The sequence below is a fragment of the Mycobacterium sp. PTI7 genome, assembly GCF_056679845.1.
Genome location: NZ_CM155252.1, coordinates 4,545,920 through 4,558,635, shown reverse-complemented (window position 1 = coordinate 4,558,635; position 12,716 = coordinate 4,545,920). Strand labels below are relative to the sequence as shown.

Genomic DNA, 12,716 nt, shown 5'->3' with positions numbered 1-12,716 from the left:
GCTAGATGCTGAGCCGACGGTGGCGCTGCAGGCGCTTCAGGCCCGCAGCCGGTGCGGGTCCGTCGACCGGACGCAGCGCGGCGTCGAGGCGCTCGCGGGCGTCGTCGACGTCGATGCCGGTGCCGATCGCGACGAGGTTGTTGCCACGACCCGTCCGGGATGCGGCCGCGACGTGGATCGACGCGCCGACGACGTTCACGACGTACCGGCGCACCTGGGCGCGGTACCGCACCGCGACCGTGCCCTTCATCCGGTACACCCCGGCGGGCGGCTGCTCCAGCAGGTCGACGAGCGCCCCGGGATCGACGCAGCCCTCGGAGAGCGACGTCACCGAGGCGGCGTGCACGTGGTCGTGTTGCTCCTCGATCAGCAGCTCGCGGAACGAGAGCTGGCCGGGCTCGTCGGCCATGTCGGTGACGTCGTACAGCAACCGGGGATCGACCCGCCCGCCGATCGCACCGACGACGTGCACCTCCGGATTGCGTTCGCGCACGCGGGCTTCCACGCGCGCCAGCGCGGCGTCGCGGTCGCCCTCGCCGACCTGGTCGAGTTTGTTCACCACGATCAGCGACGCCGCCGCGTAGCGGGCGGGCGCGATGGCCGAGTGGTCCACGGTGTCGAAGTGGGTGGCGACGTCGACCACGTCGACCACCCCGCCGTGCCGGATCCGCTCCACGCCGCTGAAGCGGATGATCCGCGAGATCGCGACTGGGTCGGCCAGCCCGCTCGCCTCGACGATGATCGCGTCGAGTGCCAGCTTCGGATCGGCCAGCTTCTCCAGCGCCTCGTCGAGTCCGCCGTCGTCGGGCAGACAGCAGATGCACCCGCCGGTGATGGACGCGGGCTCGTCGACCTGCCCGGTGACCAGTCCCGCGTCGACGTTGAGTTCGCCGAAGTCGTTGATGACCACGCCGATTCGGGCACCGGGTGCGCGCAGCACGTGGTTGAGGAGCGTCGTCTTCCCCGCGCCGAGGTAGCCGGTCAGCGCGATGACGGGGATGGCCTGCACCCGGTCTACAGTCCTGCGGCGTCGTCGGGCACGTCCACGGCGTGCTCGCGCAGGACGTCGAGCGGCACGACGTCGAGCGTGCGCTCGTGCGTGCACGCGAGCACCACCGGGCAGGCCTTGCCGTCCTCGCGGGCGCGCAGCCAGTTCCGCGCGGTGACGCACCAGCGGTCGCCGGGGGTGAGGCCGGGGAACCGGTACTGCGGCATCGGCGTCGCCAGGTCGTTGCCGATGGAACGCTGGTGGTCGAGGAACTCGGAACTCATCACCCCGCAGATGGTGTGCAGCCCGGAGTCCTCCTCGCCCGTCGAGCAGCAGCCGTCGCGGTAGAAGCCCGTCATCGGCTCGGTGCCGCACGTCCCGAGTTCGCCGCCGAGCACGTTGCGATCAGCCATGCCGATCAGTATCGCGTGCGGCGGACGAGCGGAGCGCCAACCGGGCCGCCTCGGGCTCGGGCCGGCCCCGCGGCCAGTGAAGCGCATCACTGGCCCGACCACCGGTCGGCGGGCCCCCGCGGCGCGCCACGGGGTCCGGCGGTGGGTGGACGACCACGTCCGGGCCCGACCGCAAGGCCCCGGGACCACCCGGGCCCGCGGTCGGTGGATGGTGGCGTCGGCGCTGGTCGCGGGTGGTTTCGGGCCGGCCGTGTCCGACGGGTCCCGCATCGATCCGCCGCACCCGGCGGTCCCGATCGCCGACGCCCATCCCGGGTGGGACGTCGCGCCGTACCGACCGGCCACCGCGGCGGCGTGTCCGCGCGCCGGATTGGCGTCGTCACCGAAACCGGGTGGAATGTAAACCGCTGCCGGGCAGTTCGTACGAGCAGACGCCTCGGCCACACGCAGGGGCCACATGAACCAGGAGACCGCCATGTCTGATCGTCACGCAACGCACCGAGGATTCGGCGTGGCCGTCACCGGCGCTCTCGCCGGCTGCGTACTCGGTGCCGCCAGCCTCGTCGGGTTCGCGCCGGCCGCCTCTGCGGCCGCGTGCTCCGACGTCCAGGTGCTCTTCGCCCGGGGCACCGGCGAACCCGTCGGCGTGGGACGCGTCGGACAGGCCTTCGTCGACTCCCTGAAGGGCGACCTCAGGGGTGAGACCGTCGCCGTCAGCGCGGTGAACTACCCCGCCTCCGACGACTTCATGCAGGCCGTCGCGGGCGCCAACGACGCCGCGGCGCAGGTGCAGTCCATCGCCGCGAGCTGTCCCGACACCAGCATCGTGCTGGGTGGCTTCAGCCAGGGTGCCGCCGTGGTCGACCTGATCACCGCGGACCCCGCGCAGGCGTTCGGCTTCGGCGTCCCGATGTCGCCCGAGGTGGCCAACCACGTCGCCGCCGTCGCGGTGTTCGGCAACCCGTCGCAGAAGATCGGCCGCCCGCTCGTCGCGAACAGCCCGCTCTACGGCACCAAGACCATCGAGCTGTGCAACGGGGCCGACCCGGTGTGCTCCAGCGGCGACGATCGGGCAGCCCACAGCCAATACCCCCAGGCCGGCCTGACCGACCAGGCGGCGTCGTTCGCCGCGGACCGCGTCAAGGGCCACACGCCCGGTGCGCCGGTCAGCGAGATGGCCGCGGGCATCGCACCCCGGTAGTCGCCGGGCGCATCCGCGCGGGCTCAGTACGCTCGGACGGGTGACGGACAACAGGTCGCCGTTCGACGCCCTGCTCGCCCGGGCCGGCGGTTACAGCGGACTCATCTACACGTCGCTGCCGGTCACCGTCTTCGCCCTGGCACTGTCGTTCGCCGACCTCACCGCGGCGATCGTGGCGTCGCTCGGCACCGCGGCGGCGGTCCTCGCGTGGCAGCTGATCCGGCGCGAATCGCTGCGGCCGTCGCTGTTCGGCTTCGTCGCCGTGGCCGGTTCCGCCGCGTACGCGCTGATCACCGGCCGGGCCAAGGACTTCTACCTGCCCGGCATCTGGTCCTATCTGGCCGCGGCCATCGTCTTCACCCTGTCGGTACTGATCCGGTGGCCGCTGGTCGGCGTGGGCTGGGCGTGGATCACCGGCCGCGACGGCTCGTGGCGCCGGGTGCGCCGGGTGCGGGTGGCCTTCGACCTCGCGACGCTGGTGCTCGCGGTGGCGGGCTGGTCGCGGTTCGGCGTGCAGTACTACCTCTACGAGACGAATCAGACCGGTCTGCTCGGCGTCGCGCGCATCGCGATGGGCTGGCCTGTGTTCCTGATCACGTCGACGTCAATTTACTTCGCCATCCGGACGGCGCTGCGTGCGCTACCGCGCACGTCGGCGACCGAAGACGATCCGCACAGCGAAGTGACGTCCGCCTGATCCGGTGCGGGGGCGGGTTTGGATCCGGCCAGGCGAGGAATCTCCATCGGCAGGTAACCATGCCGAAAGGAGAACCGGATGACCAACGAGGACACAGCAGGCGAAGCACGCAAGGGATTGGTCGACTCGGTCAAGGGCAAGGCCAAGGAGATCGCAGGCGCGGTCACGGGCAATGACTCGCTGACCGCCGAGGGCCAGCTCGAGCAGGCCCAGGCCAAGGAGCGCAAGGAGGCCAACAGCGTCGACGCGATCGCCGAGGCCGAGAGCGCCGAAGCCCGCGAGGAGGCCCGCGAGGCCCAACTCGAGGGCGCGCAGCGCCGGGCGGAGACCGCCGCACGCACGGCCGGTGTCGAGGCGACCGCCGAGAGCGAGCGGCAGGCGCAGAAGGCCGCCGCCGAGCAAGCCGGCGCGCAGGATCTGGCCCGCGAGCGCGTGGCCGCCGAGTCCGCCGCGCAGCGCGAGACGCAGGTCGCCGAGGCGAAGCACCGGGCCGAGGTGGCTGGCGCCGCCGAGGAGTACGGCGAGGCCGTCGAGGACTACCGCGAGGACCTCGACGAGGCCGCCTCCCTCGAGGAGCGCGCGAAGCTGATGCGCGAGCGGGCGGCCGAATCCGACGACGCGACCAAGTCCTGACGAGAACGAGGAGCCGACGATGAACATCACCGAACTTCCCCTGACCGTGCTGCGACTGCAGTATCGGATCGCCCGGATCCCCCTGCAGATCATCGAGAGTCGAGTGGTCGCACAGATGGATTCCGAGGCGCCCGGACGCCTGCTCTACGAGCGCTCGTTCGGCGCGATCGACGCGACCGTGGGGCACTGGCTGCGTGATCGCGACCTGGAGACCGGCGGTGCGGCGCGCGCCGAGCGCGGCGCTGCGCTGGCCCGGGCGACCCAGCTCGAGCAGGCCGCCGAGCAGAAGCGGCAGCAGGCCAAGACCGACCTGCAGCAGGAGCGCGAGAACATCGCCGAGGAGCAGGACCAGGCTCGTCAGGCGAAGGCCCAGCAGCAGGCGAAGGCCCGCGAGGACGCCGACGCCCGCAAGCAGCGTGCGGCGGAGACGGTGGCCAAGCGCACCAGCACCGCCAAGGAGCGCGCCGACGAGGCCGCCGCCGAGCGCAAGAAGCAGGCGGAGCAGGCCAAGCGCGCCGAGACCGCCCGCATCGACGCGGCGGAGAAGGCCGTGACCGACGTCGCCGACGCGCAGGAGAAGGACGCCGCGCAGAAGCGCACGGAGGCCGCCGCCAAGCGCGACCGTGCCGACCGCGTGGAGGAACTGGCCGACGTCGAGAAGCAGAAGCGCCAGGCCGAGCGCGCCGCGGATTCGTCGTAGCGACATGACGACGCTCCCGCCGGATCCGGAACCGGACCAGGAGGACATCCCCGCCCTCGACGAGGGCGGGGGTGTGCAGCCCGGCGATACGCCGCCTGACGCCTCCTCCATGTCCGCGACGGCGAACAAGGATCCCGTCGTGCCCCACGGCGGCGACACCAGGTCACGGACTTGGCTGATCGTGTTGATCGCGTTCGCGTCGATCTTCCTGGTGGCTGCCGTGTACCTGGTGTTCAGGATGTTCGACGTCTACGGGTAGTCGGCAATCCCGCCCGCCCTGCTGAGCGAGCGCTTAGCATCGGGGTCGTGTCCCAGCCCTCCACCGGCATCACCCAGCCGGGCATCTGCCGGATCTGCTCCGCGCATTGCGGTGTGCTCGCCACCGTCACCGACGGCAGGCTCACCAAGGTCACCGGCGATCCTGACAACCCGATGTTCAAGGGTTACACCTGCGCCAAGGGCCGGGCGCTGCCCGAGATCCACAACAATCCACACCGCCTGCTCACCAGCCAGAAGCGCCGGGCCGACGGCACCTACGAAGACGTGGGCGCCGAGCGCGCGATGGACGAGATCGCCGTCGAGCTGCAGCGGCTGATCGACGAGCACGGACCCCGCTCGATCGCGATGTACCTCGGCACCAACGGGCTGCCTTACCCGGCATCGGCACTGATGGCGAACGCGTTCATCCGCGCCATCGAATCGCCGATGTTCTTCACCGCCAACACGATCGATCAGCCGGGCAAGCAGATCGCACTCGCCGCCCACGGACATTGGCTCGGCGGCGACGTCGACTTCCACGCCGCGGACAGTTGGCTGCTGATCGGCACCAACCCGCTGGTGTCGAAGGCGATCGGCATCCCCGGCCAGAACCCGGGTCAGGGCCTGCGCGCCGCGATCGCCCGCGGCATGAAGCTGATCGTGATCGACCCCCGTCGCTCGCAGACGGCCGCGCGCGCCGCGATCCACATCCAGCCGCGGCCCGGCGAGGACGCCACGATCGTCGCCGGCATCATCAAGATCATCATCGACGAGAAGCTCTACGACGAGGCCTTCATCGCCGAGAACGTCAGCGGCTTCGACGAACTCGCCGCCGCAGTCGCGGACTTCGACTCCGGGTACGTGGCCCGCCGCGCCGACATCCCCGAGCAGCAGCTGATCGACGCCGCGCGACTGTTCGCCACCCACGGCGACCGTCCCGGCATGGTCAACGCGGGCACCGGCGCCAACTTCGCGATGCACGGCAACCTGCTCGAATACCTGTGTCTCTGCCTGACCACGATCTGCGGGCGGTGGCAGCGCGCCGGCGAACGGGTGCTGCGACCCAACACGCTGATGCCCGCGTTCACCGCGAAGGCGCAGGCGCACCCGCCCTACGAGGGCTGGGGGTACGGCGAGAAGCTGCGGGTGCGCGACCTCACCGACGCGGTGTGCGGGATGCCGACCGCCGCGCTGGCCGACGAGATCCTCCTCGAGGGCGAGGGGCAGGTGAAGGCGCTGATCTGCATCGGCGGCAACCCGATGGCGGCCTGGCCCGACCAGCGAAAGACGTTGCGCGCACTCGAGAGTCTGGACCTGCTCGTCACGCTCGACACCGAGATGTCGCTGACCTCACGGCTGGCCGACTACGTCATCGCGCCGATGATGCAGATGGAGACCCCGGCGATGACGATGGGCAGCGAACTCATCAAGTACTACACCTCGGGCACCGGGATCCCGGCGCCATACGGCCAGTACGTCCCGCGCATCCTCGAACCGCCGGTGGGCTCCGACCTCACCGAGGAATGGCAGTTCTTCCTCGGCCTGGCCAAGCGGATGAACCTCGACCTGTGGTTCGTGAACTTCTTCGGCGGGGGCGGCGGCAGGTTCATGGAGTCGCCGCCGGTGGTGCTCAACATGAACGGCGAGACGACCCTCACCACCGAGGAACTGTTCGAGCAGATGTGCGCGGGCTCCCGCATCCCGTTCGACGAGGTGCGACGGCACCCGCACGGCAAGATCTACGACGTCGACGACGTGGTGGCGGAGCGCGACGCCGACTGCACCGCGCGTCTCGACGTGGCCAACGCGTTCATGATCGACGACCTCGGTGCCGTGCTGGCCGAGGACTTCGCCACGGCGCGAGCGGATTCCACGTACCCGTTCCGGCTGATCCCGCGCAGGCACGGCAGCTTCATGAACTCGTCGGGTACTGCCCTGCCCGCGCTGAACCGGGGCAAGGCCTACAACCCCGCCTTCATGCACCCCGACGCGATCGCCGAGCTGGGACTGGTGTCCGGCGAGCTGGTCACCGTCACCTCACCGCACGACAGCATCCCGAGCGTGGTCGAGGCCGACGACAGCCTGCGCCGCGACGTCATCGCCATGCACCACGCCTTCGGCGGCCTGCCCGCCGAGGACGACGAGGTGCGCGACCGGGGGAGCAACGTCGGGCGGCTGGTGCCCACCGACGTCGACTACGACCCGATCACGGGGATGCCCAGGCAGGGCAACATCCCGGTGCGGGTCACCGCCGGGGCGTGACCGCTCTTGCGCAACCGCTTGTGCCGGTACAGGTCTCGATCGGCAGCGGGTAGCAGGTCGCTGACGGAGGACGGTCCGGCCGGACCCAGTGCCACGCCGTAGGTGACGCGCACGGGGTCGCGGCCCGCCAGCCGGGCAGCGAGGTCGCGGACCCGGGCCTCGTCGTAACCGACCGCGAACACCACGAACTCGTCGCCGCCGACCCGGCCGAGCACGGCCGAGTCCGGTAGCGCCGCAGACCAGCGCCGGGCCAGGTCGATCAGCACCGCATCGCCCGCGGCGTGCCCGTACCGGTCGTTGACGTGCTTGAAGTCGTCGACGTCGAACAGGATGACCGCCGCGCGCTGCCCACGGACGCGCGCTCCGTTCACCACGAGCCGCGCCTGGCGGTCGACGCCCGCGCGGTTCCACAGGCCGGTCAGCGGATCGCGCAACGCCACGTCCAACAGGGCCGAGTTCACCGACCCGAACACCTCGCCGGCCCCCACGATGCACACCACGAACAGCGGCAGCCAGAGCGGCGGGACCTCGGCCGGCGCGATCAGCAGGCACGTCACCGCCGCGACGGACAGCAGACCGCCGGCGATGCGCGTCGTCCCGGCCGAGTGCCAGGTCCGCAGGAACACCATCGCGAAGAGCAGCGGGATCAGCGACCAGATCTGGCCCACCGCCGCGGTGTGGAACAGCAGCGCGGTCAGGGGTGCGGTGCACATCACCAGGGCCGCCACCACGTACCGCCAGCCCCGCAGCGGCGCGCGCACCGACACCGCCAGTCCGAGCACGCACAGCCCCGCCGAGATGCACTCGCCCGCCGCGGTGTGCAGCGTCGACGCCACGCCCACCTCGGTCGCGATGGCCAGCGCGTACAGCACCAGGAGTAGGCCGAGATACCCGAGCACCATGCGGCGGCGCAGGGACAGACCGAGATCGGGACCCAGCTGTCGGCGCATACGAGACCTCGTCGGTGTCGGGGCGACCGGGCACGGACCATCGCGATCGCCGCGCCGCCCCCAACGCATTTTGACGACAGTGTAAGTGACGACGGGCAGAAAGGGGAGGTCCGGGTATCGCCGCCGGGCATACTGGCGTCGTGTTCACCTCTGCCTGCGCCGAGTCCCGCCCATGAAGGCCGTCAGCTGCGTCCACGGTGACCTGACCGTCGTCGACCTGCCTGACCCGCGGCCCGGCCCGGGGCAGCTCGTGCTCGACGTCCGGCGCTGCGGCATCTGCGGCTCCGACCTGCACGCCAAGGACCACGCCGACGAACTCACCGACGTCATGGCGGCCGTCGACTACGGCGACTTCATGCGCGGCGACACCCCGGTGGTGCTCGGGCACGAGTTCTGCGGCGAGGTCGTCGAACGCGGCCGCGGCGCCGCCAAGGAGTTCAAGTCCGGGGCCACCGTCGTGTCGTTCCCGCTGGTGCGCTCGGCCGGCGCGGTCCACCTGACCGGGCTGTCGCCCAAGGCGCCGGGCGCCTACGCCGAACAGGTCGTCGTCGAGGGGGCGATGACCTTCGTCGTGCCGAACGGGCTGTCCGTCGACGTCGCCGCGCTGACCGAACCCATGGCGGTGGCACTGCACGCCGTGCGACGCAGCGACATCGGCAAGCGGGACGTCGCGGTGGTGGTCGGCTGCGGGCCCGTCGGCCTCGCGGTGATCTGCCACCTCGCGGCGATCGGGGTGTCCACCATCATCGCCAGCGACTTCTCGCCAGGCCGGCGGGCGCTGGCATCGCGGTGCGGTGCCCACGTGGTGGTCGACCCGGCCGTCGCGTCGCCGTTCGACGAGCTGGCCCGCCAGAAGGGCGTGCTGACCTCCGCGCCCGCCCTCTACGAACTCGGCATGGGATCGATGGAGAAGCTGCGGAAGGTGCCGGGCTGGCAGCACCTCTACCGTGCCGCCGACCGGTTCGGCGCCGCGGGCCCCAAGCGCCCGGTGGTCTTCGAGTGCGTCGGCGTGCCCGGCATGCTCGACGGCGTGGTCGCCGCCGCACCGCTGAGCGCGCTGGTGGTGGTCGTCGGCGTGTGCATGGGCGAGGACCGGCTGCGCCCGGCGATGGCCATCAGCAAGGAGATCGACATGCGCTTCGCCTTCGGCTACACGCCGCTGGAGTTCCGCGACACCCTGGCCATGCTCGGCGAGGGCAAGGTCGACGCGTCGCCGCTGATCACCGGAACCGTCGGGCTGACCGGCGTGGTGGACGCCTTCGCCGCACTCGGCGACCCCGAGACGCACGCCAAGATCCTCATCGACCCCCGCGAGACGTCGTCCGAGGTCCGGCTGACCGCCGCCGGGGCGCGATAGATGCGCCCCGCGCTCGCCGCGGCCGTACTCGCGACGGTGCTCGCGGTGACGGGTTGCGGCAGCGATCGGACCGGTGACGACACAGCGGATTTCGGCACCGTGACGCCGACCGGCGGCGGTCCGCCGGACCCGGACGTCGGCGTCGACAAGTACCCGCTCGGGCCCGGCCGGCACACCCTCGACGCCGATCCGGGCTGGGTCTACTTCCGGACGCCGGCGGGGAAGGGATGCGCCATCGGCCCCATCGGGCAGGTCGCGGCGTGCGACTTCGCCCCGCGTGACGCGCCGCCGGGCAGCAACCAGACGATCATCGAGGGCGGCCGGGCCGCGGAGTACCGCCGGTTGGCCGCGCCCGGGTTCACCCGCACCGTCGACGTGCTGCCCGTGCGGCACCGCCTCACCAACGGGGCGACCCGGTGCGCGGTCGATCCGCGCGGTGCGGTCCGGTGCGAAACCCTCAACGGCGCACACGGATTCGTGATCGACCAGGCCACCGGGACGCTCTGGTAGGACCGCCCCGGATCCGGCACCGACTAGAGTGGCCGGCGTGGCGGACGAGCGATCGAGTGGCGGCAGGACCCCCCGGATGCTGGCGGGCATGCCCTGGGGCACGATCGCGGCGGTCGTGGTGATCGCGGTGATCGGCGTGGTGCTGTGGCTGACGCTGGGCTCCCGCGGTGACGACGCGCCGCCGCCGCAGCAGGCCGACGCGACCTCGGATCCGTCGTTGAGCATTCCGGGAATCGTCCACGAGGACTATCCCGCGGGCGACCACGTGGACGCCGACCAGCGCGTCGCCTACGACCACGCGCCCCCGTTCGGCGGCGCCCACGACCAGGTGTGGGCTACCTGCACCGGCGTCGTCTACCCGACGGCGATCCGGTCCGAGAACGCGGTGCACTCCCTCGAGCACGGCGCCATCTGGATCACCTACGACCCCGACGCGCTGAACTCGGAGCAGATCGCCGGCCTCGCCGCGATGGTGGAGGACCAGCCGTACTCGCTGATGTCGCCGTATCCGGGCCTCGACACGCCGCTGTCGGTCCAGTCGTGGGGGCACCAGCTCAAGCTCACCGACCCCGCCGACCCGCGCCTGGTCGAGTTCATCGAGAAGCTGCGGCTCAACGAGAGCACCTACCCGGAGCCCGGCGCCAGTTGCGCCTCACCGTATTTCGACGTCGACAACCCGCCCGCGTTCGATCCGTCCCCGCCGGGACCGGACGCCGCGCCCGTCCGGGAGAAGTAGCGGATGGCCCGCCGTCGCGGGTGGCTCGTCCTCCTCGCCGCCGTCCTGCTGCTCGCCGCCGGCACCGGCATCGGGCTGCTGATCCGCGGCGGCGACCACCCCGCCGACGCCGCGGTGGGCGCCGTCGACGTCGGCTTCTCGCAGGACATGTCGGTGCACCACGCGCAGGCGGTCGACATGGCCACCACCGAGATCACCGGCGGCGCCGACCCCGCGGTCAAGAACCTGGCCTTCGACATCCTCACCAGCCAGCAGAACCAGATCGGTCGGATGCAGGGCTGGCTGACGGCGTGGGACCGGCCGCTGCTGCCCACCGGCGGGTACATGGGCTGGATGTCGCACGACGGCCACGAGGGCCACGACGGCCACGGGGGCATGGCGGGGATGGGTGCCGCCACGACCATGCCCGGGATGGCCGACGCCGCCGATCTCGCCGCGCTGCGGCAGGCCACCGGCCCGGCGCGCGACGTGCTCTTCCTGCAGCTGATGCTGCGCCACCACGAGGGCGGAACGGACATGCTCGTCGCGGGCGCCGAGCGCGCCGAGACCGGTTACGTGCGCGATCTCGCGCGGCAGATGCTCGCCACGCAGCAGTCCGAGGGTCAGTTGATGACGCAGATGTTGCAGCAGCGCAACGCTTCACCCCTACCCGTGCGCTGAGAGGATTCTCAGCGGCACTTCCTCATCTACTATGTCGGTACGTAGATCCGACGTCTTCAGGGGAGGAATCGTGGCCGTCCGACGCCGACACCGAACGCTGGTGTTGACCGCCGTCAGCGTGATCACCGCGCTGGTGGTCGTGATGCAGAGCGGGTCGTCGACGGTCGCGGCGGATCCGACCGTCACCACCGCGAAGGCCGCCGCCGTGCTGCCGCCGCTGGTGCCCGCCGCCGTGTCGATCACCCCGCGCACCGGCGCCCAGGACGTCCGCCCCGCGGACGAGGTCGTGGTCCGCGCGACGTCCGGCACGCTCGCCGAGGTGCGGATGACCAACGAGCAGGGCCGCGAGGTCGCGGGCCGCATGGCCGAGGACCGCCGGGCGTGGTGGCCCGCCGAACCGCTCGGCTACGGACGCGACTACACCGTCAGCGTCACCGGCCGAGGCACCAACGCCACCACCGCGACCCAGACGTCGACCTTCTCCACGGTCGTGCCGGAGAAGCAGGCCGACGTCACGCTCAACACCACCGCCGGCGTCCCGATCCGCCAGGACGGCACGTACGGCGTCGGCACCGTGATCGTCGCGCAGTTCGATCGCGCCGTGGCCGACCGGGCCGCCGCGCAGAGCAGGCTGCAGGTCACCACCAGCCCGCGCGTCGACGGCGCCTGGTCGTGGATCAACGATCGCAAGGCGCACTGGCGTCCGCGCGAGTACTTCCCGTCGGGCACCGAGGTGACCGTCGCGGCCAAGCTCTACGGCGCGCATCTCGGCGACGGCGTCTACGGCGAGCAGGACCGGCGGGTCGGCTTCCGGATCGGGCGGTCGCACGTCTCGATCGCCGACGACGTGACCAAGCAGGTCAGCGTCTTCGTCGACGGCAAGCTCGTCCGCACGATGCCCACCTCGATGGGCCGCGGCGGCACCACGTCCGCGGGGGGCCAGACCATCCACTTCTGGACCCAGAGCGGCACCTACACCGTGATGGACAAGGCCAACCCCGTGATGATGGACTCGTCGACCTACGGGCTGCCGGTCAACTCAGCGGCCGGCTACCGCATCAGCGTGCCGCACGCGGTCCGCATCAGTCAGGACGGCATCTACCTGCACGAGCGGGAGGCCACCGTGTGGGCGCAGGGCAACACCAACGTGTCCGCCGGCTGCCTGAACCTCAGTGCCGAGAATGCGGAATGGTTCTACGAATTCGCCCAACCGGGCGACGTCGTCGAGGTGCGCAACACCGGCGGGAAGCCGTTGGAGCAGTGGCAGAACGGCGACTGGAGCGTGCCCTGGGAGACGTGGCTGAAGGGCAGCGCGGTGCGCGCGTGAGGGGCTTCGGCGACCTCGAAGCGG

15 protein-coding genes are annotated in these 12,716 nt (G+C 71.4%); 12 read left to right on the top strand and 3 right to left on the bottom strand.

Annotated elements, in window-relative coordinates; genetic code table 11:
* Window position 1: 1 nt before the first annotated feature.
* Window positions 2-1,009, bottom strand: a complete 1,008-nt coding sequence (locus AC1MEY_RS22000; protein WP_480227503.1) for a CobW family GTP-binding protein — start codon at window positions 1,007-1,009, stop codon at window positions 2-4.
* Window positions 1,010-1,014: 5 nt separating this feature from the next.
* On the bottom strand, window positions 1,015-1,401 hold the full coding sequence (locus AC1MEY_RS21995) for a DUF2237 family protein (RefSeq protein ID WP_480227502.1): 387 nt from the start codon (window positions 1,399-1,401) through the stop codon (window positions 1,015-1,017).
* Between the two features lie 145 nt (window positions 1,402-1,546).
* Here AC1MEY_RS21995 and AC1MEY_RS21990 point away from each other — a divergent pair, with 145 nt between their 5' ends.
* The 7 genes from AC1MEY_RS21990 to AC1MEY_RS21960 all read left to right on the top strand — a co-directional run bounded on the left by AC1MEY_RS21990 (window position 1,547) and on the right by AC1MEY_RS21960 (window position 7,152).
* The gene (locus AC1MEY_RS21990; RefSeq protein ID WP_480227501.1) at window positions 1,547-1,804 is read left to right on the top strand and encodes a hypothetical protein; all 258 of its coding nucleotides are present in this window, start codon (window positions 1,547-1,549) and stop codon (window positions 1,802-1,804) included.
* A gap of 72 nt (window positions 1,805-1,876) precedes the next feature.
* Window positions 1,877-2,602 (top strand): cutinase family protein, encoded by a 726-nt coding sequence (locus AC1MEY_RS21985; RefSeq protein WP_480227500.1) that lies wholly within the window; start codon window positions 1,877-1,879, stop codon window positions 2,600-2,602.
* A gap of 40 nt (window positions 2,603-2,642) precedes the next feature.
* A complete protein-coding gene (locus tag AC1MEY_RS21980) occupies window positions 2,643-3,299 on the top strand; it encodes a DUF3159 domain-containing protein (RefSeq protein WP_480227499.1) in 657 nt (218 codons plus the stop codon).
* A 78-nt stretch (window positions 3,300-3,377) separates the two neighbouring features.
* Window positions 3,378-3,932 carry a CsbD family protein gene (locus AC1MEY_RS21975; RefSeq protein ID WP_480227498.1) on the top strand — a complete coding sequence of 185 codons (555 nt, stop codon included), beginning with the start codon at window positions 3,378-3,380 and terminating at the stop codon, window positions 3,930-3,932.
* Window positions 3,933-3,951: 19 nt separating this feature from the next.
* Window positions 3,952-4,632, top strand: coding sequence for an IF2 family translation initiation factor (locus tag AC1MEY_RS21970; RefSeq protein WP_480227497.1), 681 nt, complete (start codon window positions 3,952-3,954; stop codon window positions 4,630-4,632).
* A 4-nt stretch (window positions 4,633-4,636) separates the two neighbouring features.
* Window positions 4,637-4,891, top strand: coding sequence for a DUF6480 family protein (locus AC1MEY_RS21965; RefSeq protein ID WP_480227496.1), 255 nt, complete (start codon window positions 4,637-4,639; stop codon window positions 4,889-4,891).
* Between the two features lie 47 nt (window positions 4,892-4,938).
* Window positions 4,939-7,152, top strand: a complete 2,214-nt coding sequence (locus tag AC1MEY_RS21960; RefSeq protein ID WP_480227495.1) for a molybdopterin-containing oxidoreductase family protein — start codon at window positions 4,939-4,941, stop codon at window positions 7,150-7,152.
* Here AC1MEY_RS21960 and AC1MEY_RS21955 read toward each other — a convergent pair.
* A complete protein-coding gene (locus tag AC1MEY_RS21955) occupies window positions 7,086-8,102 on the bottom strand; it encodes a GGDEF domain-containing protein (RefSeq protein WP_480227494.1) in 1,017 nt (338 codons plus the stop codon). The genes AC1MEY_RS21960 and AC1MEY_RS21955 overlap by 67 nt on opposite strands.
* Window positions 8,103-8,274: 172 nt before the next feature.
* Between AC1MEY_RS21955 and AC1MEY_RS21950 the strand changes: the two genes are divergently transcribed.
* The 5 genes from AC1MEY_RS21950 (at window position 8,275) to AC1MEY_RS21930 (ending at window position 12,692) form a co-directional block, all read left to right on the top strand.
* Complete coding sequence (locus tag AC1MEY_RS21950) at window positions 8,275-9,459, top strand: zinc-binding dehydrogenase (RefSeq protein ID WP_480227493.1); 1,185 nt, start codon at window positions 8,275-8,277, stop codon at window positions 9,457-9,459.
* Window positions 9,460-9,969, top strand: coding sequence for a hypothetical protein (locus tag AC1MEY_RS21945; RefSeq protein ID WP_480227492.1), 510 nt, complete (start codon window positions 9,460-9,462; stop codon window positions 9,967-9,969).
* Window positions 9,970-10,057: 88 nt separating this feature from the next.
* On the top strand, window positions 10,058-10,705 hold the full coding sequence (locus tag AC1MEY_RS21940) for a DUF3105 domain-containing protein (RefSeq protein ID WP_480231615.1): 648 nt from the start codon (window positions 10,058-10,060) through the stop codon (window positions 10,703-10,705).
* A 3-nt stretch (window positions 10,706-10,708) separates the two neighbouring features.
* Window positions 10,709-11,365 (top strand): DUF305 domain-containing protein, encoded by a 657-nt coding sequence (locus tag AC1MEY_RS21935; RefSeq protein ID WP_480227491.1) that lies wholly within the window; start codon window positions 10,709-10,711, stop codon window positions 11,363-11,365.
* 31 nt (window positions 11,366-11,396) lie between these two features.
* Window positions 11,397-12,692, top strand: coding sequence for a L,D-transpeptidase (locus AC1MEY_RS21930; protein ID WP_480227490.1), 1,296 nt, complete (start codon window positions 11,397-11,399; stop codon window positions 12,690-12,692).
* Window positions 12,693-12,716: the final 24 nt, after the last annotated feature.

Coding starts and splice junctions, on each gene's coding strand:
- AC1MEY_RS21940 (WP_480231615.1), top strand. CDS start 10,058: ATGCCCTGGGGCACGATCGCGGCGGTCGTGGTGATCGCGGTGATCGGC.
- AC1MEY_RS21995 (WP_480227502.1), bottom strand. CDS start 1,401: ATGGCTGATCGCAACGTGCTCGGCGGCGAACTCGGGACGTGCGGCACC.
- AC1MEY_RS21985 (WP_480227500.1), top strand. CDS start 1,877: ATGTCTGATCGTCACGCAACGCACCGAGGATTCGGCGTGGCCGTCACC.
- AC1MEY_RS21930 (WP_480227490.1), top strand. CDS start 11,397: ATGTCGGTACGTAGATCCGACGTCTTCAGGGGAGGAATCGTGGCCGTC.
- AC1MEY_RS21975 (WP_480227498.1), top strand. CDS start 3,378: ATGACCAACGAGGACACAGCAGGCGAAGCACGCAAGGGATTGGTCGAC.
- AC1MEY_RS21935 (WP_480227491.1), top strand. CDS start 10,709: ATGGCCCGCCGTCGCGGGTGGCTCGTCCTCCTCGCCGCCGTCCTGCTG.
- AC1MEY_RS21950 (WP_480227493.1), top strand. CDS start 8,275: ATGAAGGCCGTCAGCTGCGTCCACGGTGACCTGACCGTCGTCGACCTG.
- AC1MEY_RS21955 (WP_480227494.1), bottom strand. CDS start 8,102: ATGCGCCGACAGCTGGGTCCCGATCTCGGTCTGTCCCTGCGCCGCCGC.
- AC1MEY_RS21945 (WP_480227492.1), top strand. CDS start 9,460: ATGCGCCCCGCGCTCGCCGCGGCCGTACTCGCGACGGTGCTCGCGGTG.
- AC1MEY_RS21965 (WP_480227496.1), top strand. CDS start 4,637: ATGACGACGCTCCCGCCGGATCCGGAACCGGACCAGGAGGACATCCCC.
- AC1MEY_RS21970 (WP_480227497.1), top strand. CDS start 3,952: ATGAACATCACCGAACTTCCCCTGACCGTGCTGCGACTGCAGTATCGG.